This window comes from Haloparvum sedimenti (genome assembly GCF_001462205.1).
GTDB lineage: Archaea > Halobacteriota > Halobacteria > Halobacteriales > Haloferacaceae > Haloparvum > Haloparvum sedimenti.
In genome coordinates, this window is sequence record NZ_LKIR01000142.1 from 25780 (window position 1) to 47135 (window position 21356).

Here is a 21356-nt window from a genome sequence, read left to right on the forward strand (position 1 = left end):
CCTCCAAGGCTCTTTCCCCGGCGTCGCCCGGAACGGGCCACCGGGACGGCGGCCGGCGCACCCGAACTGGTGGCCTTTTGAGGGAGCGGAGCCAGCGTTCAGGTATGACAGACACGCTCCGGCTCGTCACCCGCGGCTCGGACCTGGCCCGCCGACAGGCGGCGACGGTGCGCGAGACGCTGGAGAGCCACCGCCGCGAGGTCGACATCCGCGAGGTCGAGACGCGCGGCGACCGCATCCCGGACGAGCTGATCCACCGCCTCGGCAAGACCGGCGCGTTCGTACGCGCGCTCGACGAGGAGGTGATCGACGGCGACGCCGACATCGCGGTCCACTCGCTGAAGGACGTGCCGACCGAGGACGCCGACGACCTCGTGGTCGCGGCCGTTCCCGAGCGCGCGCCCGCCGGCGACGTGCTGCTCTCACCGGACGGGACGGACCTGAAGGATCTCGAACCCGGCTCCGTCGTCGGGACCGCCTCGCTCCGGCGCACCGCCCAGATCAAGGCCGCCCGGCCCGACCTGGAGGTCGAGCCGATCCGCGGCAACGTCGACACGCGCATCGAGAAGCTGATCGCGCCCGGTCTCCAGCGCGAACACGAGGCGCGCGTCGAGGCTGAGGCGGACGAGAAGGGCGCGGCGGGCGACGACGGTGCTGGGGAGGGCGGCGACGCCGACGCCGCCGACGGGGAGTTCGCCGAGTCAGTCGACGAGTGGTTCGACGGGCTCTCCGAACTGGAGCGGTCCGCGATGGGGCGCGAGGTCGAAACGGAGTACGACGCGCTCGTCCTCGCGGAGGCGGGACTTCGCCGCTCGAACCTCTACTACGAGGTGCCGACGCAGCGGCTCCCGCGCGGGGAGTTCGTCCCCGCGGCCGGGCAGGGGGCACTCGCGGTTACCGCGGCGGACCCCGACGTGGCCGAGACGGTGCGGCGCGCGCTCGACCACCCGCGGAGCCGGGTCGCCGTCACCACCGAGCGCACGATCCTCGAGGAGCTGAACGGCGGCTGTATCGCCCCGATCGGTGTCTCCGCGCTCGTGCAGGGCGAGTACGTGAAGACCACGGTCCGCGTGCTCTCGACGGACGGCACCGAGGAGGTCGCCGAGACGCGCGACCTCCGCATCGACAGACACGCGCAGGAGGCGGAGTCGTTCGCCGCGGACCTCCGCGAGGACGGCGCCGCGGAGCTGGTCGCGGCCGCTCGCGAGGCCGCGGACGCCACCGGCGCCGGAACCGACGGCGGCACGCCCGACGATGAGTGAGGACCCAGTGCGCGCCGCGGGCAAGGTGTACCTCGTCGGCTCCGGCCCCGGCGACCCGGACCTGCTGACGGTGAAGGCGCGGCGCCTGCTGGAGGAGGCGGACGTGGTGCTCCACGACAAGCTCCCCGGCCCGGAGATAATCGACCTGGTCGACGAGGAGCGCCGCGAGGACGTGGGCAAACGCGCGGGCGGCGAGTGGACGCCGCAGGAGTACACCAACCGCCGGCTGGTCGAGCTCGCCCGTGAGGGGAAGACGGTCGTCCGCCTGAAGGGCGGCGACCCCTTCGTCTTCGGCCGCGGCGGCGAGGAGATGGAGCACCTCGCCGCGTCGGGCGTCCCCTTCGAGGTCGTCCCCGGGATCACCTCCGCGGTCGGCGGTCCCGGCACCGCGGGCATCCCGGTCACGCACCGCGACCACGCCTCCTCGGTCTCGTTCGTCACGGGCCACGAGGACCCCACGAAGGACGAATCCGCGGTCGATTGGGGAGCGCTCGCCGCGACCGGCGGAACGCTCGTCGTCCTGATGGGCGTCGGCAAGCTCCCGGACTACACCGCGGCGCTCCGGGAAGCGGGTATGGCCTCCGACACGCCCGTCGCGCTGGTCGAGCGCGCCACGTGGCCGGACATGCGCGTCGCGACCGGCACGCTCGCGGACATCGTCGACGTGCGCGACGAGGCGGAGATCGAACCCCCCGCGATCACCGTCATCGGCGAGGTGGCGGCGACCCGCGACCGCGTGGTCGACTTCCTGGAGAACGCGAATGCGGCGCCGGTCGACCCCAACGACCCTGACGACCCCGCCGCGGAGGCGGAGGCCGGGAACGGAGGAGGCGAATGAGCCGCGAGGTCCGCGTCGCCGTCTTCCGCCCCGACGACGAGCGCATCGACGAGGCGGTCGACCTGCTCGACGCGCTCGGGGCGAACCCGGTCCCGGACCCCATGCTCGCGGTCGAGCCGACCGGGGCGCTCCCGGCCGCAGGGAGCGCCGACGCCGAGGCGGACTACGTCGTCCTGACGAGCAAGACCGGCGTCGAACTCGCCGCCGACGCGGGCTGGTCCCCCGGCGACGCGACGCTCGTCGCCATCGGCCCGGCGACTGCAGGCGCAGCCCGTGAGGCGGGCTGGACCGTCGAGCTGACCCCCGAGACGTACTCCTCGGACGGGCTGGTTGACCTGCTGTCCGACCGCGTCGACGGCGCACTCGTCGAGGTGGCGCGCTCGGACCACGGGAGTCCGGTCCTGACTGACGGCCTGCGCGAGGCCGGCGCTGAGGTCCACGAGACGGTCCTCTACCGGTTGGTCAGGCCCGAGAGCGCGGGCGAGTCGGCCGAGCTGGCCGCCGCCGGCGAGCTGGAGGCGGCGGCGTTCACCTCCTCGCTCACGGTCGAGCACTTCCTCGACGCGGCGGCCGAGCGCGGCGTCCGCGAGGCGGCCGTCGCGGGGCTGAACGACGCCGTCGTCGGCACCATCGGCCACCCCACCCGGGAGACGGCCGAGAACCACGGCATCGAGGTGGACGTGGTGCCCGACGACGCCACTTTCGAGGCGCTCGCGACCGCGGTCGTCGAGTGCGCGGCGCCCGCACACCGCGGTCGATAAGGGGCCGTGGCGGGCGGTCGGCACGGTCCCGGATGCAGTTTCTGTGGCCGGTTTCTGTGGCCGATTTCTGTGGTCGGTTTCTGTAGCCGGGTTCCGGAAGCGGCCGCTCCCGACTGCCGCCGGCCGCGACCGGCTCGACCCACGGATCCAACCGCGGTCGTCCTTCTAAACAACTTCAGTTGTTCTACTACAACTCCGTTGGCAATCTTTATGCGCGTGGCTCCGGAGAGTGTTCGGTACGGTTCGCTCCGGACCGGCGCGTCGACCGCGCCGCCGCCGACCAGCGGCGCCCCCGGCGCCGTCCAACGTTTCCGAGGAGTGGCGACGCCGTCGCTTGCGAGCGGCGGCGCCGGTCCGGAGGGACCATCCCCCGAGAATGAGCACGACGACATCCGACCACGCCGCGCGCGACCTGCTGGAGCGGGCGCGCGACGGCCACGAGGACGTACTGGACGACGAGACGCTGGACCGACTGGTCTCGGAGATCGAGCGGAACCTCTACGCGGGCGCGGACCGTTCGGAGGTCGCGGACGCGACCGTCGCCGCGCTGACCGCGCGGATCGAGCGCGACCCCGCTTACGACGCGATGGCGGCCCGCGTGGCGCGGCACGACTACGCGCGCCGGGTGACCGGCGAGGAGCCGCCCGCGGACGCCGACGCGTTCGCGGGGACGTACCGCGAGTCCTTCCGCGAGGCCATCGAGCGCGGGTTGGACGCGGACCTGCTGGACGAGCGCATGGGTGCGTACGACCTCGACCGGCTGGCGGACGCGCTCGTGCCCGCGCGCGACGACCTGTTCGACTACACCGCGATCGACACGCTGGAGGAGCGCTACTACCTCCGGGAGGCGGACGGCGAGCCGTTCGAGCTCCCGCAGGTCTTCTGGATGCGGGTCGCGATGGGCGTCGCGCTCCGCGAGAACGAGGCGGAGCGGGCGGCGCGCGCCGAGGAGTTCTACGAGGTGCTGTCGACGCTCCGGTTCGTCCACTCGACGCCGACGCTGTTCCACGCCGGGACGACCCACCCGCAGCTCTCCTCCTGTTACCTCACCACGGTGCCGGACGATCTGGAGGGCATCTTCGACGCGTACAAGGAACACGCCAAGCTCTCGAAGTGGTCCGGCGGGCTCGGCAACGACTGGACCCCCCTGCGCGCGGATGGCGCGCTCATCGAGTCGACGGGCGTGGAGGCGACCGGCACCGTTCCGTTCCTGAAGATATCGAACGACGTGACCGGCGCGATCAACCGCTCCGGGAAGCGGCGCGGGGCCGCGGCGGCCTACCTCGAGGCGTGGCACCTCGACTTCCCGGCGTTCATCGACCTCCGGCGCAACACCGGCGATGAGCGCCGCCGCACCCACGACATGAACACCGCCGCGTGGGTGCCGGACCTGTTCATGAAACGCGTCCGGAACGGCGAGGAGTGGACCCTGTTCTCGCCGGACGAGGTGCCCGACCTCCACGGCACCTACGGCGCCGAGTTCGCGGAGCTGTACGAGGAGTACGAGGAGCGGGCCGCGAACGGCGAGCTTCGGCAGTACGAGACCGTCGACGCCGCGGAGCTGTGGCGCGAGACGCTTACCCGGCTGTTCGAGACGGGCCACCCGTGGATCACGTTCAAGGACCCCTGCAACGTTCGGTCGCCGCAGGACCACGTCGGCGTCGTCAACTCATCGAACCTCTGTACGGAGATCACGCTCAACACGAGCGAGGAGGAGACCGCGGTGTGTAACCTCGGCTCGGTCAACCTCGCGCGCCACATGACGTTCCGGGAGGACGCGGCGACCCACCCCGCGCCGAACGCGGTGGCGGGCGCGGCCGCGGGCGGCGCGGAGGGCGCGAGCGAAACGGGCTCCGACGCCGGTTCCGCGTTCGGCGCGGACGGCGCGGCCGCGGAACTCGACGAAGAGCTGTTCGCCGACACCGTCGAGACGGCGATGCGGATGCTCGACAACGTCGTCGACCTCAACTTCTACCCGACCGAGAACGCGGAGCGCTCGAACATGCGCCACCGCCCGGTCGGGCTCGGCATGATGGGGTTCCACGAGGCGCTCCAGCTCGCGCGGGTCCCGATGAACTCGGAGCGGGCGCTCTCGTTCGCGGACCGGGCAGGGGAACTGCTCGGCTACCACGCCATCGACAACTCCGCGAAGCTGGCGGGCGAGCGCGGCGCCTACGAAACGTTCGAGGGGTCGAAGTGGGACCGCGACCTGCTCCCACAGGACACCCTCGACCTGCTGGAGGCCGAGCGCGACGAGGCGATCCCGGTCCCCCGCGAGGAGTCGCTCGACTGGGACGCCGTCCGGGAGCGGATCGCCGAGCACGGCATGCGCAACTCCAACACCACGGCGGTGGCGCCGACCGCGACCATCTCAACCATCGCGGGAACGACGCCCTCCATCGAGCCCGCCTACTCGAACCTCTACGTCAAGTCGAACATGACCGGCGACTTCACGGTCGTCAACGAGCGGCTGGTCGCGGACCTCAAAGCCGAGGGGCAGTGGGGTTCGGAGGCGCTCGACCGCCTGAAGTACCACGACGGCGCGGTCGGCGAGCTGGACCTGCCCGGCGAGCTGTCGGAGCTGTATCGGGGGGCCTTCGAGATCGACCCGCGACACCAGCTCCGGCTCACCGCGCGCCGCGGGGTCTGGATCGACCAGAGCCAGTCGCACAACGTCTTCTTCCCGTCGACGGACGGCTCGCTGCTCGCGGACGTCTACGAGACCGCCTGGGAGCTCGGGCTGAAGACGACCTACTACCTGCGGACGCTCGGCGCCTCCAGCATCGAGAAGTCGACGCTCGACATGGCCGAGTACGACGACACGCAGTCGCGGGACGGCCGCGGGGCCGCCGGAGGACGGACCGAGGAGTCGGACGCGGCCGCGGACGGCGGACCCGAGACGGACGGCGAGACCGCGGCCGACGGCGCCGCCTGCGACCTCCCGACCGTCGAGGACCCGACCTGCGAGTCCTGCCAGTAGCGCCGCCCGCAACCGTTCGATCACGAGTTACCCACCATGCCAATCATCAACGACGACGCGCAACACGATCCGAACAAGATACTGCCGATCGACTACGACTGGGCGCGAGAGTACTACGAGGACGGCGTCAACAACAACTGGGTGCCCGAGGAGATCCCGATGGCCGACGACGTGCGCCAGTGGGAGAACGACGAGCTCACCGACGCCGAGCGCCAGCTCGTCGAGTGGAACCTCGGGTTCTTCTCGACCGCGGAGTCGCTCACCGCCAACAACCTCGTGCTTGCGGTGTACGACTACGTCACCGCTCCCGAGTGTCGCCAGTACCTGCTCAGACAGGCCTACGAGGAGGCGGTCCACACGGACACGTTCATCTACTGCTGTGACTCGCTCGGCTTCGACCCCGACTACCTCTACGGGATGTACGACCGCATCCCCGCCATCGAGGCGAAAGACGAGTTCGTCGTGGACCTCACGCGAGCCATCGACCGACCCGACTTCACCATCGAGGACGACGCGGACGTGCGGGCGTTCCTCCGCGACCTCGTCGGGTTCTACGTCATCATGGAGGGGATCTTCTTCTACGCCGGCTTCGCGATGATGCTCGCGCTGAAGCGGCGCGGGAAGATGGTCGGCGTCGGCGAGCAGTTCGAGTACATCATGCGCGACGAGTCGCTCCACCTCAACTTCGGCGTCGACCTGATCAACACGATCCGCGAGGAGAACCCCGGCGTCTGGACCGACGAGTTCGAGGCCGAGATCGCGGACCTGATCGAGGAGGCGGTGGCGCTGGAGTCGACCTACGCCGAGGAGGCGTGTCCCCCGGACCTGATGGGGATGTCCGCCGAGGGGTTCGTGGAGTACGTCGAGTACGTCGCGGACCGGCGGCTCACGCAACTCGGGATGGCCGAGCAGTTCGGCACGGAGAACCCGTTCCCGTGGATGTCCGAGGCGACCGACCTCGCCCGCGAGGCCAACTTCTTCGAGCGGCAGGTCACCGAGTACCAGTCCGGCGGCTCGCTCGACTGGTAGGCCGCGAGCGGGCTACTCCTCGCGCTCGAACGCCGCGTCCGGCTCGTCCGCGACCGCGGGCTCCCCCTCCACGCCGGCCTTCTCGCCCGTCGTGAGGTCGTCGTCCGCCTGCGAGACGAGGTCCTCGAGCGCCGCGTCCACGTCGTCGAGCCCCAGCAGCTCGCGGGTCTCAGCGTCGAAATCGCGGCTCTCCATGCCCGACCCCTTCCCGCCCACGTCCGACCCGGAGAGGTGTCTGCCGTACCGGCCGACCAGACTCGTCAGCTCCTGCGGGAGGACGAACGTGGTGGACTCGCCCTGCCCGATGGCTTCGAGCGTCTCCATGCCGCGCTCGATCACCGCGCGCTCGCCCATCGACTCCGCGGCCTTCGCGCGGAGGACGGTCGCGATCGAGTCACCCTGCGCCTCGAGGATCTGGCTCTGCTTCTCGCCCTGCGCCTCGAGGATGGCGGCCGATTTCTGTCCCTCGGCGGACTCGACCGCGGACCGGCGCTCGCCCTGCGCCTCGAGAATCATCGCGCGGCGGCGGCGCTCCGCGGAGGACTGCTGTTCCATCGCGCGCTGGACGTCCCTGGAGGGGTTCACCTCGCGGACCTCCACCGCCTCGACGCGGATCCCCCACTGGTCGGTCGGCTCGTCCAGCTCCTCGTGGATCCGGTCGTTGATCAGCTCGCGGCGCGCGAGCGTGTCGTCCAGGTCCATGTCGCCGAGCGTCGCTCGGAGGGTCGTCTGTGCGAGGTTGGAGACGGCGGTCTCGTAGTCGTCGACCTCCAGGAACGCCCGCTTGGCGTCCATCACGCGGAGGTAGACGACAGCGTCCGCGGTCACCGGGGAGTTGTCCCGCGTGATCGCCTCCTGTTGTGGCACGTCGAACGTCTGCGTCCGCACGTCGAAGGGGTAGGTCCGCGAGACGAACGGCGGGATCAGGTGAACCCCCGGCTCCAGCAGGCGGCGGTACTCGCCGAAGACGGTCAGCGCCTCGCGCTCGTACGCCTCGACGATCTCGACGGCGCTGGCGACGGTCAGCGCGGCCAGAAGCAGAGCGAGCATGCCTACACCGAGTAGGAGGTCCTGACTCAGTGCGACGATCGCGACGAGGAGGGCGACCCCGACCGCGGCGACGCGCTTGGCGCCGTCGGGGACCCCGCCGCTGGCGCTGGCGTCGACCGTCGTCGTGCGCGCTGACGCACGCCCGAGCAGCCGGGCCGTGCGTCGGAGGAGACTCATACCGCTCCTTCGGCCCCCGCATGGTAAACGTTCACGCCGATCCGGCCCCCGCGAGCGGCGAGCGACGAGCGCCGCGACGGCACGCCTTATGAGTCACGGGTCCCAAGCCGACCCATGGCGAGCGAGCCCTGCGAGGTCTGCGGGACGAAGGTGCGGATCGCCGGCGGCATCGGCGACCTGTGGAACTTCGCGTTCGAGTCGACGCAGGGCATGACGCTGGAACTCGCGGACGGCTCCGAGTTCTTCCTCTGTTTCGACTGCGTGGAGCGGCTGCCGGGCGACCGCGAGCCCCGGTCCGAGGACGTGGAGACGCTCCAGAAACTGGCCGCGGAGGACGCGCTCCCGGGTCCGGACGCCGACTCGGCCGCCGACACGGACTCCGACTCGACCGCCGGCGCGGACGCTGATGCCGACACACCGACGGAGTAGCCGGCCGGCATCCGTGAGCTTTTCTCCGGTGGCGCGCCACCTCCCGGCGTGGACCCCGACCGGATCCCCGCGGAGTTCCCGGCCCCGAGCCACCGCGGCGCACAGGAGCGGGCGCTGCGGGACATCCGCGACGCGTTCGCGGCCGGCAACGACGTGGTGCTCGTGCGCGCGCCGACCGGGAGCGGCAAGTCCCTGCTCGCGCGGTCGATCATGGGCGCCGCCCGCGAGGTGAGCGAGGCCGCTCCGAGCGAGGCGGCGGGCGCCTACTACACCACGCCGCAGGTGTCACAGCTCGACGACGTGGCGACGGACGACCTGCTGGACGACCTCAACGTGATCCGCGGGAAGGCGAACTACGACTGCATCCTCCCCGGCGAGCACGACACGCCGGTCAACCAGGCCCCCTGCGTCCGCAAGCGCGGGTTCGACTGCAGCGTCAAACACCGCTGCCCGTACTTCTCGGACCGCTCCATCGCCTCCTCGCGGCGGTTCGCGGCCATGACGCTGGCCTACTTCATGCAGACCGCCGGCTCCGAGGTGTTCCGCAAGCGCGACGTGGTCGTCATCGACGAGGCGCACGGGCTCGCGGAGTGGGCCGAGATGTACGCGACCGTCGAGCTGTCGCCCGACCGCGTCCCCGTCTGGGACGACGTGGGCGTGCCGGACGTGGAGACGGACGCCGCGGCCGACGAGGACGCGCTCGACCGCACCGTCCGGTTCGTTGAGCAGCTCCGCGACGCCTGCGAGCGCGCGAAAGACGAGCTGATCGGCCGGCCGGAGCTGGAGCCGGCGGAGGTCGCGCGCCGCGACCGCCTGCAGGAGCTGATCTCGGAGCTCGGCTGGTTCCTGGAGGACTACCGCGAGCCGGAGAGCCCGACGACGTGGGTCGTCGACCAGCCCGGTGGCGAGGGGACGGCGATCACGATCAAGCCGCTCGACCCCGCGCGCTACCTCAGACACACCGTCTGGGACCGCGGAAATCGGTTCGCGCTGCTGTCCGCGACCATCCTCTCGAAGGAGGCGTTCTGTCGCGGCGTCGGCCTCGACCCCGCGGACGTCGCGCTGGTCGACGTGCCCCACACCTTCCCGCTCGAGAACCGCCCCCTGTACGACGTAACGCAGGGGTCGATGACCTACGAGCACCGCGACGAGACGCTGCCGCGGATCGCCCGGCTGATCGTTCGCCTGATGGCCCGCCATCCCGACGAGAAGGGGCTGATCCACGCGCACTCGTACGCCATCGCGGAGCGACTGGTCGACCGCCTCGGCGAGTTCGGCGTCGCCGCGAGGCTCCGCCGACACGCGACGGAGAACCGCGACGAGCAGCTGGAGCTGTGGAAGGACAGCGACGACCCAGAAGTGTTCGTCTCGGTGAAGATGGAGGAGGCGCTGGACCTGAAGGGCGACCTCTGCCGCTGGCAGGTGGTCTGCAAGGCGCCGTACCTCAACACGAACGACTCCCGCGTCGCGCGCCGGTTGGAGGAGGGACAGTGGTCGTGGTACCACCGCGCCGCGCTCCGGACGGTGATCCAGGCCTGCGGGCGCGTCGTCCGCGCGCCCGACGACCACGGCGCGACCTACCTCGCGGACGACTCCCTGCTGGACCTGTTCGACCGCGCCGCGGCGGACACGCCGCCGTGGTTCCGCGAACAAGTGGACGCCATGACGACCCCGGATCTGCCGGCGTTCGACCCCGGTGCCGCCCTCGCCGGGATCGACGCGGCGCCGTCCCCTTCGAAGTCGGGCGGACCGGCCGGGGGAATCGGGTCGCGGTCGTCGGAGAGACCCGACGGAGCGACCGGTACCGGCGGATCGAGTGCGAACGAACGCGACGGCTCAGCGGGGGACGGTGCCGGCGGGAGCGGCGGGGGGTCGCCCACGCGGACCCGCTCCGAGGCCGACGCCGAGCGGCGGGAGAACCACCCCCTCTCGGACGTGTGGGGAGACGGGTGAGCGACGGTCGCGGTCAGGCGTTCTCTCGGTCGCAGAGGCCGCGATCGGCCAGGAACGTACCGACCTCCTCGCGGGTCGGAAGCCCCGGCTGAGCGAATTCCGTGGTGCAGTTGATCGCCGCCGTCGCGGCGGCGAACCGCCCGGCCGCCGTCGCCGATTCCTTGGCCAACAGCCAGCGGTCGACGAGCGCGGCGGTGAAGGCGTCGCCCGCGCCGGTCGTGTCGACCGGGTCCACGTCGAAGGCGTCGACTGACACACGGTCGCCGTTCGCGAAGAGGGTCGCCCCCTCGTCTCCCTCAGTCAGCGCCACGCGGGGACAGCCGGCCGTGGCGAAGCGCTCCCGTGCGTCCGCGAGGTCACCGTCGACGAACGCGGGCGCCGCGACCGACCCCGAGACGAACAGCGCCGCGCGGTCGAGCGCGAGGTCGGCGGTTTCCCGCGTCGTCGCCCGACCGGCGAGCTCCTCCAGGGGCCCGGAGAGGTCGAACGCGACCGGTGGGAACCCGGGGTCGGTGGCCGCATCGAGCACCGCTCTCGTCGCCGAGTCAGGCGTGTAAGCCGTCAGGAACACCGCGTCCGCGCCACGCATGTACGCGAGGTCCGCCTCGCTGATCTCGAGGTGTCTGAACTGACCGTCCGTGGTGACGATCATGCGCTCGCCCGCCGGATTCCGGAAGACGAGGGAGCGCGTCGACTGCCCCGACCCGGTCCGGACGCGGTCGGTGTCGACGGCCGTGTCCGCGAGCCGACGCCGGACCTCCTCGGCGGTGTCGTCGTCGCCGAGCCGGCTCACCAGTCCCACGTCGCGACCGAGCCGCGCGAGCGCGAGCGCGACGTTCGCGCCGACGCCGCCCAGTCCGGTTTCGACGTCGGGCGCGAAGGCGCCGCCGTCCGGCTCCGGGAGGTTCGTGACCGCGTAGTGGTCGTCCAGCAGCGCGCCGCCCACGACGACGACCGACGGGGAGTCCATGCCTGTGAGCGCGGCCGCGGCGCTGATAAATGAGTCGTCCGCGGACGCGTCCTCCGTTCGGTCCGCGTCGTTCGCTCTGCCAGTCCGGCAGTCAGTCCCGCCGGTCCAGAAACGCCAGCACGCCACGGGTGTTCAACCGCGCCTCGGCGCGGTGGCGCTCCTCGTTCCAGAAGTCGCCGGCGTCCTCGGCGGCCGCCTCGACGAAGTGGTCGATGACGGCGTCGTCGTCCGCCAACGCCTCACGCTTCGCGCGGACCGCCTCCACCCACTCGACGTACGCCCGCTTCGTCTGTTCGACGATCGCGGGGTCGTACTCGCGCGGGCCGAAGTGGCCGAAACAGAGCGTCTCGGGCGTCAGATCCGCAATGGTAGAGGCGTCCGAGAGACATTGATCGAGGTCGAACTGCGGCGGCGGCGAGGTGGTTCGCACTCGGTCGATCTTCGGGACATAAATGCCGAGCGCGTCCGCGGTGAAGACGACGCCCTCGTCGGGTTCGTGGAAGACCGTCTGGTGTGGCGCGTGACCGGGGGCCTCGATCACCTCGAGCGTCCGGTCGCCCAGATCGATCCGGTCGCCGTCTCCGATCCCCGCGATCCGGTCTTCCGGGACCGGCTCCGGTTCGACGTAGTGTTTCCACTGGTCGCCCACCGCGGCCTTGGTTCCCTCGACCAGCCGGTCGGGGTCGATGAGATGGCGGACGCCGCGTTCGTGGATCCGGACCTCGGCGTTCGGGTACTCGGCGGCGAGGTAGCCGGCGCCGCCGGCGTGGTCGAGGTGGGCGTGGGTCGGCAGGACCCACGAGAGGTCCTCGCGGCCGATTCCCAGCTCCGCGAGGGTCTCGAACAGCAGCTCCCGGTTCGTGCCGATACCGGTGTCGATCACCGCGGGCTCGGGCGTGTCGTAGACGTAGACCGTCCCGTACCCGTCGGTGTCGTACATCCCCGTGTCGTGGTAGTAGAGGTCCGTCGCGCCGCGGACCGCCTCGAACTCGCCCCGGGTCATACCGGCGTGGTCACTCCGGAGGGGCCTTAAGGGTTCGATCGCGGCCGTCGGTGCGGTCCCCCGCGCTTCGCGCCCCGCGCCGCACCGACAGCGTCCCCGCGACCTATTCGGACTGTGGGTGGTCCCGCTCGCGAGTCGGTGCTCGTGAGCCGCTGAACCACCGCCCGCGCGCCCGAGGACGGATGGCCGCGGCTTCCGACAAAAGGGTTCGCCGCGGGGCGGAGGCGGCCGCCTCGGCACCGACCGTCTCGGCACCGGCCGCGGGCTCCGACGCGACGAAAACGGTTTCCCCCCGCCGCGCGAGGGTCGAGTATGCGCATCGCCGTGCCCAACAAGGGCCGACTCCACGAGCCGACCATCGACCTGCTGGAGCGCGCCGGGCTCCACGTCGAGAAGACCGCGGACCGCCAGCTGTACGCCGACACCGTCGACCCGGACGTGTCGGTGCTGTTCGCGCGCGCGGCCGACATCCCGGAGTACGTCCGCGACGGCGCGGCGGACCTGGGGATCACGGGCCTCGACCAGGCCGAGGAGTCGGGCGGCGTCGTCGAGACCGCCGCGGCCGCCGAAGGCGACGAGCTGGTCGACCTGTTGAACCTCGGCTACGGCAACTGCCGGCTCGTCCTCGCGGCGCCGGAGGCGGACGGGATCGAGGACGTGGCCGAACTCCGCGGCGGCACGGTCGCCACCGAGTTTCCGGCCATCACCCGCGCCTACTTCGAGAGCGTCGGCGTCGACGTGGAGGTCGTGACGGTGACGGGCGCCACGGAGCTCACCCCCCACGTCGAGATGGCCGACGCCATCGTGGACATCACTTCGACCGGGACGACGCTGCAGGTGAACCGGTTGGAGATAATCGACGAGGTGCTCCAGTCGTCGGTCCGGCTGTTCGCGCGGCCGGACGTGGCCGACGACGAGAAGGTCCAGCAGGTCCGGACCGCCTTCGAGTCCGTCACCGAGGCGGAGGGGAAACGCTACCTGATGATGAACGCGCCGACGGCGAACCTCGACGACGTGAAGGAGGTCATCCCCGGGCTCGGCGGGCCGACGGTGATGGACGTCGAGGAGAAGGCGAACGGCGAGGAGACCGTCGCGGTCCACGCGGTCGTCGACGAGCGCGACGTGTTCGAGACGATCACCGACCTGAAGGCGGTCGGCGCGTCCGGCATCCTCGTCACCGAGATCGAGCGGCTGGTCGAGTAGCGCTGCCGTCTGCGAGCGGGTTTCTGTGACTGCGGGCGTGGTCGAAGCCGGCTGTTTTCTGTGACTGCGTCCGATCAGGGCCGCCAGCCCTCCGCGTCGACCGCCCACAGCGCCGCGACCGCGAGCCCGCCGCCGAGCAGGCCCGCGATTCCCGCGGCCGCGGGCGCGGGAGAGGCGGCGATACCCGCGAGTAGCACCACCGCACCGGCCAGCAGCGCGTAGGTGTCCTCGGTGACCGAGCCGAGCACGACCGGCGCGACCGCACCGCCGACCGCCGCGCCCGACAGCAGGAAGCCCGCGGGGACGCCCGTCACCAGCGCGCGGAGCGCGTCGGCGGAGGCGAGCGCTGCCGCGTCCGGTTCCGCGGCGCTCGCGAGCAGCGCGAGGCCCGCGACCGCCGCGACGAGGGGCGTCGCGAGCGCCGTCACGGTGTTCACAGTCCGACCGCGGACGGCGGCGACGCCGGCGACGAACAGCGTCGCGCCGGCCGCGAGCGCCGCGGGCGGGAGCACGGCGAGGTAGCTCGCGGGGTCGGAAAGCGTCGGCACCGTCGCGCTCGACACGCTCCGGAGCGCGAGCGGCTGCGTCAACACCAGCAGAGAGACGACCAGCAGCCCGACGCCGAGCAGCCGGCGGGAACCAGCGACCATGTCCGACCGGAGCGGCCGACGGAACTTAAGAAAGGCGGGACGGCGTGGACCGCGGGGGCGAGGTCGGCGTCAGAAGTCGTCCGCCTCAGAAGTCGTCCGCCTCAGAAGTCGTCCGCCTCAGAAGTCGTCCGCCTCAGAAGTCGTCCGCCGTCGGCGCCGGGACGCCCTCGTCGGCGGCGTCCAACTCGAACGCCTTCCGGAGCTCCGCGATGCGGTCGCGGATGTCGGCCGCCAGCTCGAACTCCAGGTTGCTCGCGGCCTCGTCCATGCGCTCCTCCAGCGCCTCGATCTGCTCGCGGGCGCCCTCCTCGGTCTCCACGTCGCCGACGGAGACGCCGGAAGTGTCGGTCTTGGAGCCGGGGAGGTTCGTCTCGCCGACCGGCTTGTCGATGGTCGTCGGCTCGAAGCCGTGTTCCGCGTTGTACTCGCGCTGGATCTCGCGGCGGCGGTTCGTCTCGTCGATGGCCCGCCGCATGGAGTCGGTCACCTCGTCGGCGTACAGCACGACCTCGCCCTCGACGTTGCGGGCCGCCCGCCCCATCGTCTGGACGAGCGTGGTCGTCGACCGGAGGAACCCCTCCTGGTCGGCGTCGAGGATGGCGACGAGGCTCACCTCGGGGATGTCGAGCCCCTCGCGCAGCAGGTTGATGCCGACGAGCACGTCGATGTTGCCGAGCCGGAGGTCGCGGATGATCTCGTGGCGCTCGAGGGTGTCCGTCTCGTCGTGCATGTACGCCACCTCGACGCCGGCCTCCTCCAGGTACTCCGTGAGGTCCTCGGCCATGCGCTTCGTGAGCGTGGTGACGAGCGTGCGCTCGCCGCGCTCGATGCGCTCGTCGATCCGCTCCATGAGGTCCTCCACCTGCCCGGTCGCGTCGGCCACCTCGACCTCCGGGTCGACGAGGTGCGTGGGCCGGACGATCTGCTCGACCACCCGCTCGGAGTGCTCGCGCTCGTAGTCGCCCGGCGTCGCGGAGACGTACAGCGTGCGGTCGGTCTTCTCGGTGAACTCCTCGAAGGTGAGCGGGCGGTTGTCGTAGGCGGTCGGCAGCCGGAAACCGTTCTCGACCAGCGAGTCCTTCCGGGACTTGTCGCCCTCGTACTGGCCCTTGATCTGGGGGATCGTCTGGTGGGACTCGTCGATGACGGTGAGAAACTCGTCCGGGAAGTAGTCCAGCAGGGTGTACGGCGCGTCCCCCGTGTCGCGGTCGTCCATGTGGACGGAGTAGTTCTCGATCCCCGAGCAGTAGCCCGCCTCCCGGAGCATCTCCAGGTCGAAGGTGGTGCGTTCCTCGATGCGCTGGGCGGCGACGAGATCCCCCTCGCGCTCGAAGTGGCGCACGCGCTTCTCCATCAGGTCCTCGATCTCCCGGGTCGCCTGCTCCAACTTCTCGTCGGGGATCGAGTAGTGCTCCGCGGGGTGGAACAGCACCGCGGGCTCCTCCGAGACGACCTCGCCGTGCATCGGGTCGACCTTCAGCATGCGGTCGATCTCGTCGCCCCACAACTCCACGCGCACGGCGTACCGGCCGTACATCGGGTAGATCTCGACGGTGTCGCCGCGGACGCGGAACGTCCCCTGCGTGAAGTCCACGTCGTTGCGCTCGTAGTTGAGGTCCACCAGCCGCGCGAGCAGCTCGTCGCGGCCGACCGCCTCGCCGACCTCCAGCCGGAGGGACATGTCGCGGTAATTTTGCGGGTCGCCGAGGCCGTAGATGGCCGAGACGGAGGCGACGACGATGACGTCGTCGCGGGTGAGGAGCGACCGCGTCGCGGAGTGGCGCAGGCGATCGATCTCCTCGTTTATCGACATCTCCTTGTCGATGAATGTGTCCGTCTGCTCGACGTACGCCTCGGGCTGGTAGTAGTCGTAGTAGGAGACGAAGTACTCGACGGCGTTGTCCGGGAACAGTTCGCGGAACTCCTCGTAGAGCTGCGCCGCGAGGGTCTTGTTGTGGGCCAAGACGAGCGTCGGCGTGTTCAGCTCCTCGACGACCCACGAGACGGTGTTGGTCTTCCCGGAGCCGGTCACCCCGAGCAGGGTCTGCTCCTCGGCGCCCGCTTCGAACCCCTCGACCAACTCCTCGATGGCCGCCGGCTGGTCGCCCGCGGGCTCGAACGGCGCGTCGACCCGGAACGGCCGGTCGGCCGTCGGTCGGTCCTCGGACAGGGGGGAGTCGGCATCGCTCACGTTGGCCGAAGTTGGCGGCGGAGACACTTGAGCGGCGCGCCCGGGGGGCCGCGACCGCCCCCGTCTCCGGAGTGCGGTGTCAAACTGTGGCTGGAACCGCCGCGGAAATTCCCTCGGGACATTCGTTCTGACAGAAAAATGCACCATAGACATCACAGACGGCGGCAAGATGGGCCGAAAGAGACGTGACAGCACGCCCCGAGGTTCGTGGACGGCGGACCAGCACCGGGGGTCGCGAACGCGAGGTCTGGCCGGGGGACCGGCCGGCGGCGAGCGACGAGAACCGGCGGCTTTTGACGCGACGCGGACGACCCGGCCGGCGTTGACGGGGCCGCGCGCCGCTTAGGTGGGGGTCGCCAAGCGGGGGTATGACCGACACGACGGAGACTCGGAACGCGACGCGACGCCGGTTTCTGACGGCCGCGGGGGCCGCGGGCGCGACCGCGCTCGCCGGCTGTACGGGCGGCGAGGACATCGAGGAGATCGAGGAGAGCGCCGAGGGCGCGGGCGGAGAGGGCGGCGAAACGGAGACGACGACCGAGGGCGGCGAGGAGGACGCCGACGCGATCACGATCACGCAGGGGAACCTCGTGGCGACGCTCGACCCGCAGAACCACGGCGAGACGCCGACGACGAACGTGCTCCGGCAGGCCTACGAGACGCTCGTCTTCCGGGACGCGGACGGCCGGCTCGTCGGCCAGCTCGCGACCGACTGGGAGCGCGTCGAGGACGGGCGCGCCGACCTGACGCTGCGGGAGGGCGTGCAGTTCCACTCCGGCTCCGAGCTGGCCGCGAGCGACGCCGCCTACTCGATCAACCGCGTCGTCGACGACGACGTGGACATCGTCAGCGCGCGGAAGGACCAGCTGCCCGGCATCGACGAGGCGACCGCGGACGACGAGGCCGGCGTGGTCACGATCGAGTCGGGCGCCGTGAACCCGACCATCTTCTCGGACCTGGCGACGACCGGGAACGTGCTGGAGAAGGCGTGGGTGGCCGAGAACGACATCGCGCAGGCGGTCAACGGCACCGGCGCCTACGAACTGGCCGAGTACGAGGAGGACGTGTCGATCACCTTCGAGCGCTTCGACGGTTACTGGGGCGAGGAGCCGGACGTCCGCGAGGTCACGTTCAACGCCGCCAGCGAGGTCAGCTCCCGCGTCTCCGCGCTGCTGGCCGGCGAGACGGACCTCACCGTCAACGTCCCGCCCAACGAGGTGCCTCGGATCGAGGAGCAGGAGGGCACCGACATCACCGCGGTGCCGAGCACGCGCATCATCTTCGCGCCGATGCGCTACGACGTGGAGCCGTTCTCCTCGCCGGAGTTCCGGCAGGCGCTCAACTACGCGGTCGACCTCGAGTCGATCATCGACAACGTGCTCGACGGCTTCGGTGACCCCACCTCGCAGGCGACGCTCGAGGGGTACACGGGCTACAACGACGACATCGAGCCGTACCCGCACGACCCCGAGCGTGCCGAGGAACTGGTCGAGGAGTCCGGTCACGCTGGCGTGGAGATCACCCTCGAGACGCCGGTCGGACGCTACCTCCGCGACGTGGAGATCGCCGAGACGGTCGCGGGCTTCATCGACGACCTCGACAACGTCTCCTGTTCGGTCCAGCAGCGCGAGTTCGGCGCGCTGGTGCAGGAGATCGTCGACGGGAAGCTGGAGACGCGGCCGAAGTTCCACCTCATCGGCTTCGGCAACCCAACCTTCGACGCCGCGCGCAACATCCTGCCGTACCTCGTCAGCGACGGCGCGTGGATGCACTGGGCCGACGACCGCGTCGACGAGCTCATGGCGCAGGCCGGCGAGGAGGGCGACCCCGAGGAGCGCGACGCCCTGCTGCAGGAGGCGAACGCGATCATCCACGAGCAGGCGCCGTGGGTGTTCCTGAACCGCCAGTACTCCGTCTACGGCGTCAGCGACCGCATCGAGTGGGACGCGCGCCGCGACGAGCGCATCCTCGTGAAGGAGATGGCGCTGGCCTGAGGCGCGGCAGTCCGCGGGGCCGTCAGTGTTTCTGTCGCGGTCGCGGTGCGGTGCTGATGCGGTCGCAGTGCGGTGCTGATGCGGTCGCGGTGCGGTGCTGATGCGGTCGCGGTGCGGTGCTGATGCGGTCGCAGTGCGGTGCTGATGCGGTCGCAGTGCGGTGCTGATGCGGTCGCAGTGCGGTGCTGATGCGGTCGCAGTGCGGTGCTGATGCGGTCGCGGTGCGGTGCTGATGCGGTCGCGGTGCGGTGCTGATGCGGTCGCGGTGCTGCTCCTGTCTCGGTTGTGGTACCGCGGCGGCGCGAGGGCGCGAAGCGCCCGGAGCGCCGACCGCGGCCCCTTTTTGATCGACATTTTTCAAGGGAGCGGTCAAGCCGGCGCTCTGCGCCGGCGCGACCCGACGCAAAAAAAGGTCGGGGTGCGAAGCGCCCGGAGCGCCGACCGCGGCTCCTTTTTGATCGACATTTTTCAAGGGAGCGGTCAAGCCGGCGCTCTGCGCCGGCGCGACCCGACGCAGAAAAAGGTCGGGGGATTGTTTATTAACTTCCCGCGGGTTGCGTGCGGTATGAGTTGGCAGGAAGCCGAGCGGGAGTTCTCGGACCCGGCGATCGCGACCGAGACGCTCCCCCGAACGTTCGAGCGGAGCGCGGACCGGAACGCCGACCGCGTGGCGCAGCGGTACAAGGGGGGGATCTACGACCGGTCGCTCGTCTCCGCGGGCGTCGTCCCGCCGGCCGCGGAGGGGGAGTACGCCGACCTCACCTACGCCGAAACGCGCGACATCGTCCGCAACCTCGCGGCCGGCTTCCGAGAGATCGGCGTCGAGAACGGGACGCGAGTCGCGATCTACGCCCACACGCGGATGGAGTGGGCACAGACGGACTTCGCGGCGCTGGCGGCGGGCGCGGCCGTCACGACCGTCTATCCCTCCTCGTCGGACGATCAGCTCCAGTATCTGCTCGAGGACCCCGAGGCGACCGTCGTCGTCGCGGAGGACCGCGACCTTCTCGAGCAGGTGCAGGGCGTCCGCGACGACCTCGGGCACGACCTCGACGCGGTCGTGTCGTTCGACGACCCCGGCGAGGCGGGCGCGGAGCCGGACGTTTTCACCCTCGGCGACCTCCACGAGCGCGGTTCGGAGGCGTTCGATCTCGACGCCTACGAGTCGTGGCTCGACGACACGGAGATGGACGACCTCGCGAGCCTCATCTACACCTCGGGGACGACGGGCCGACCGAAGGGCGTCCAGCTCACGCACGCCAACTTCCGGGCGAACGTCAACCAGTGTTACCGGCGGTTCGCGGACCGCCCCGACCGCGACCCCGACGTGGCGGGGATCTCCGCGGAGTCGACCACGCTCTCGTTCCTGCCGCTCGCGCACGTCTTCGAGCGGCTGGCGGGTCACTACATGATGTTCGCGGCGGGCGCGACCGTCGCGTACGCCGAGAGCCCGGACACGCTGCGGGAGGACTTCGGGCTGGTGCGACCCACCACCACCACGAGCGTTCCGCGCGTCTACGAGAAGCTCTACGACGCCATCCGCGAGCAGGCGAGCGAGTCGCCGGTCAAGGAGCGGATCTTCGAGTGGGCCGTCGACGTGGGCCGGGCGTACCACGAGGCGGACGACCCCGGCGCGCTGCTGTCGGCCAAACGGTCGATCGCGGACCGGCTGGTCTTCTCCAGCGTTCGCGAGGGCGTCGGCGGGAACATCGACTTCTTCATCTCCGGCGGCGGGTCGCTCTCCGCGGAGCTGTGCGCGCTCTATCACGGGATGGACCTCCCGATCTTGGAGGGGTACGGGCTCACCGAGACCTCGCCGGTGATCAGCGTCAACCCGCCGGAGGAGCCGAAGGTCGGCACCATCGGCCCCCCGGTGGTCGACACGGAGATCCGGATCGACGACGCGGTCGTCGGCGAGGAGGTCGCGGACCTCGACGGCGAGGTGGGCGAACTGCTCGTCCGCGGCCCGCAGGTCACCGACGGCTACTGGCAGAAGCCGGAGGCGACCGCGGAGGCGTTCACCGAGGCCGACGACGGCGGCGACCCGTGGTTCCGGACCGGCGACATCGTCCAGGTCCGACCGGACGGTTACATCGCGTTCCGCGAGCGCGCCAAGCAGCTGCTGGTGCTCTCGACGGGAAAGAACGTCGCGCCCGGCCCCATCGAGGACCGATTCGCTGCCAACGAGTTCGTCGAGCAGTGTCTGGTGCTCGGGGACTCCCGGAAGTTCGTCTCCGCCATCCTCGTGCCCAACTTCGAGCGCGTCGAGGCGTGGGCGGCCGACCGCGGCATCGACCTCCCGGACGACCGGACGGCGATCTGCCGTGACGAACGCGTCCGCGAGCGCATTCAGGAAGAGATCGACCGCGTGAACGAGGAGTTCGAGGCGTTCGAGCAGATCAAGCAGTTCCGGCTCGTCGCCGAGGAGTTCACCGAGGAGAACGACCTGCTCACGCCGACGATGAAGAAGAAACGTCGGAACATTCTGGAGCGGTTCGCCGACGAGGTGGAGATCATCTACGAGTCGCCGGACGAGAGCCCGGTCGACGACTGAGGCGCGGATCGGGGCTGGGTTCGAGGCTTTTCTGTTCGCGTTGCTGACCTGCTGATCTGGACAGCAACACCTCGAAAGCCCCAGCCGGCTCTGCCTCATACAGAAATCGTTCTGTGGTAGATCCTGCTGCTCTGGACAGCAACAGCCAGAAAGCCCCAGCCGGCTCGCCCCTTTCAGTCCCACCCACCGCGACCGCACCGCAACCGCACTACGACCGCACAGCAGCCTCACGCCTCCCCAGCCTCGGCCGCGGGCCGGCCGCGGAACCGCAACGCACCGCAGGCGGCCGGCCCGCGACCTCCCTCGCGCGGT

General features: G+C 70.7%; 15 protein-coding genes. 10 read left to right on the top strand and 5 right to left on the bottom strand.

What is annotated here, in order from left to right:
* Positions 1-104 precede the first annotated feature (104 nt).
* The 5 genes from hemC to AN233_RS14745 all read left to right on the top strand — a co-directional run bounded on the left by hemC (position 105) and on the right by AN233_RS14745 (position 6870).
* Positions 105-1262, top strand: a complete 1158-nt coding sequence (hemC, locus tag AN233_RS14725; RefSeq protein ID WP_058367525.1) for a hydroxymethylbilane synthase — start codon at positions 105-107, stop codon at positions 1260-1262.
* A complete protein-coding gene (gene cobA / locus AN233_RS14730; RefSeq protein WP_058367526.1) occupies positions 1255-2100 on the top strand; it encodes a uroporphyrinogen-III C-methyltransferase in 846 nt (281 codons plus the stop codon). Before hemC ends, cobA begins: the two co-directional genes overlap by 8 nt.
* Entirely contained in the window at positions 2097-2861 is a 765-nt protein-coding gene (locus AN233_RS14735) for a uroporphyrinogen-III synthase (protein WP_058367527.1), read from the top strand. The genes cobA and AN233_RS14735 overlap by 4 nt, the downstream gene beginning before the upstream one ends.
* A 376-nt stretch (positions 2862-3237) precedes the next feature.
* A complete protein-coding gene (locus AN233_RS14740) occupies positions 3238-5841 on the top strand; it encodes a ribonucleoside-diphosphate reductase subunit alpha (RefSeq protein WP_058367528.1) in 2604 nt (867 codons plus the stop codon).
* Positions 5842-5877: 36 nt separating this feature from the next.
* Complete coding sequence (locus AN233_RS14745) at positions 5878-6870, top strand: ribonucleotide-diphosphate reductase subunit beta (protein ID WP_058367529.1); 993 nt, start codon at positions 5878-5880, stop codon at positions 6868-6870.
* A 12-nt stretch (positions 6871-6882) separates the two neighbouring features.
* On the opposite strand, the gene AN233_RS14750 is transcribed toward AN233_RS14745, so the two are convergent.
* Complete coding sequence (locus AN233_RS14750; protein WP_245626093.1) at positions 6883-7920, bottom strand: SPFH domain-containing protein; 1038 nt, start codon at positions 7918-7920, stop codon at positions 6883-6885.
* A gap of 291 nt (positions 7921-8211) precedes the next feature.
* Between AN233_RS14750 and AN233_RS18175 the strand changes: the two genes are divergently transcribed.
* Both AN233_RS18175 and AN233_RS14760 read left to right on the top strand, forming a co-directional pair.
* Positions 8212-8526: a DUF7561 family protein gene (locus AN233_RS18175; RefSeq protein ID WP_245626089.1), complete on the top strand. Its 315-nt coding sequence runs from the start codon at positions 8212-8214 to the stop codon at positions 8524-8526.
* 48 nt (positions 8527-8574) lie between these two features.
* Positions 8575-10479: a helicase C-terminal domain-containing protein gene (locus AN233_RS14760; RefSeq protein WP_058367530.1), complete on the top strand. Its 1905-nt coding sequence runs from the start codon at positions 8575-8577 to the stop codon at positions 10477-10479.
* Between the two features lie 13 nt (positions 10480-10492).
* Here the strand turns inward: AN233_RS14760 and AN233_RS14765 are convergent, their stop codons facing one another.
* Both AN233_RS14765 and AN233_RS14770 read right to left on the bottom strand, forming a co-directional pair.
* Entirely contained in the window at positions 10493-11449 is a 957-nt protein-coding gene (locus tag AN233_RS14765; protein WP_058367531.1) for a carbohydrate kinase family protein, read from the bottom strand.
* A gap of 91 nt (positions 11450-11540) precedes the next feature.
* Complete coding sequence (locus tag AN233_RS14770) at positions 11541-12452, bottom strand: MBL fold metallo-hydrolase (RefSeq protein WP_058367532.1); 912 nt, start codon at positions 12450-12452, stop codon at positions 11541-11543.
* 312 nt (positions 12453-12764) lie between these two features.
* On the opposite strand from AN233_RS14770, the gene hisG reads away from it, so the two are divergent.
* Entirely contained in the window at positions 12765-13655 is an 891-nt protein-coding gene (hisG, locus tag AN233_RS14775) for an ATP phosphoribosyltransferase (protein WP_058367533.1), read from the top strand.
* 74 nt (positions 13656-13729) lie between these two features.
* Here the strand turns inward: hisG and AN233_RS14780 are convergent, their stop codons facing one another.
* Positions 13730-14305 carry a hypothetical protein gene (locus AN233_RS14780; RefSeq protein WP_058367534.1) on the bottom strand — a complete coding sequence of 192 codons (576 nt, stop codon included), beginning with the start codon at positions 14303-14305 and terminating at the stop codon, positions 13730-13732.
* A gap of 133 nt (positions 14306-14438) precedes the next feature.
* Entirely contained in the window at positions 14439-16496 is a 2058-nt protein-coding gene (gene uvrB / locus AN233_RS14785; protein WP_058367535.1) for an excinuclease ABC subunit UvrB, read from the bottom strand.
* A 368-nt stretch (positions 16497-16864) separates the two neighbouring features.
* Between uvrB and AN233_RS14790 the strand changes: the two genes are divergently transcribed.
* Together AN233_RS14790 and AN233_RS14795 are read left to right on the top strand one after the other, a co-directional pair.
* Positions 16865-18490: an ABC transporter substrate-binding protein gene (locus AN233_RS14790; RefSeq protein WP_058367536.1), complete on the top strand. Its 1626-nt coding sequence runs from the start codon at positions 16865-16867 to the stop codon at positions 18488-18490.
* A 565-nt stretch (positions 18491-19055) separates the two neighbouring features.
* Positions 19056-21044, top strand: coding sequence for an AMP-dependent synthetase/ligase (locus tag AN233_RS14795; protein WP_058367537.1), 1989 nt, complete (start codon positions 19056-19058; stop codon positions 21042-21044).
* The last annotated feature ends 312 nt before the right edge of the window (positions 21045-21356 follow it).

Bases quoted from the DNA above. Each gene is read 5' to 3' on its own strand.
- AN233_RS14750 (WP_245626093.1), bottom strand. From the start codon at position 7,920: ATGCTCGCTCTGCTTCTGGCCGCGCTGACCGTCGCCAGCGCCGTCGAG.
- AN233_RS14770 (WP_058367532.1), bottom strand. From the start codon at position 12,452: ATGACCCGGGGCGAGTTCGAGGCGGTCCGCGGCGCGACGGACCTCTAC.
- AN233_RS14735 (WP_058367527.1), top strand. From the start codon at position 2,097: ATGAGCCGCGAGGTCCGCGTCGCCGTCTTCCGCCCCGACGACGAGCGC.
- AN233_RS14745 (WP_058367529.1), top strand. From the start codon at position 5,878: ATGCCAATCATCAACGACGACGCGCAACACGATCCGAACAAGATACTG.
- AN233_RS14795 (WP_058367537.1), top strand. From the start codon at position 19,056: ATGAGTTGGCAGGAAGCCGAGCGGGAGTTCTCGGACCCGGCGATCGCG.
- AN233_RS14765 (WP_058367531.1), bottom strand. From the start codon at position 11,449: ATGGACTCCCCGTCGGTCGTCGTCGTGGGCGGCGCGCTGCTGGACGAC.
- AN233_RS14780 (WP_058367534.1), bottom strand. From the start codon at position 14,305: ATGGTCGCTGGTTCCCGCCGGCTGCTCGGCGTCGGGCTGCTGGTCGTC.
- hisG (WP_058367533.1), top strand. From the start codon at position 12,765: ATGCGCATCGCCGTGCCCAACAAGGGCCGACTCCACGAGCCGACCATC.
- cobA (WP_058367526.1), top strand. From the start codon at position 1,255: ATGAGTGAGGACCCAGTGCGCGCCGCGGGCAAGGTGTACCTCGTCGGC.
- AN233_RS18175 (WP_245626089.1), top strand. From the start codon at position 8,212: ATGGCGAGCGAGCCCTGCGAGGTCTGCGGGACGAAGGTGCGGATCGCC.
- AN233_RS14740 (WP_058367528.1), top strand. From the start codon at position 3,238: ATGAGCACGACGACATCCGACCACGCCGCGCGCGACCTGCTGGAGCGG.
- AN233_RS14790 (WP_058367536.1), top strand. From the start codon at position 16,865: ATGACCGACACGACGGAGACTCGGAACGCGACGCGACGCCGGTTTCTG.
- hemC (WP_058367525.1), top strand. From the start codon at position 105: ATGACAGACACGCTCCGGCTCGTCACCCGCGGCTCGGACCTGGCCCGC.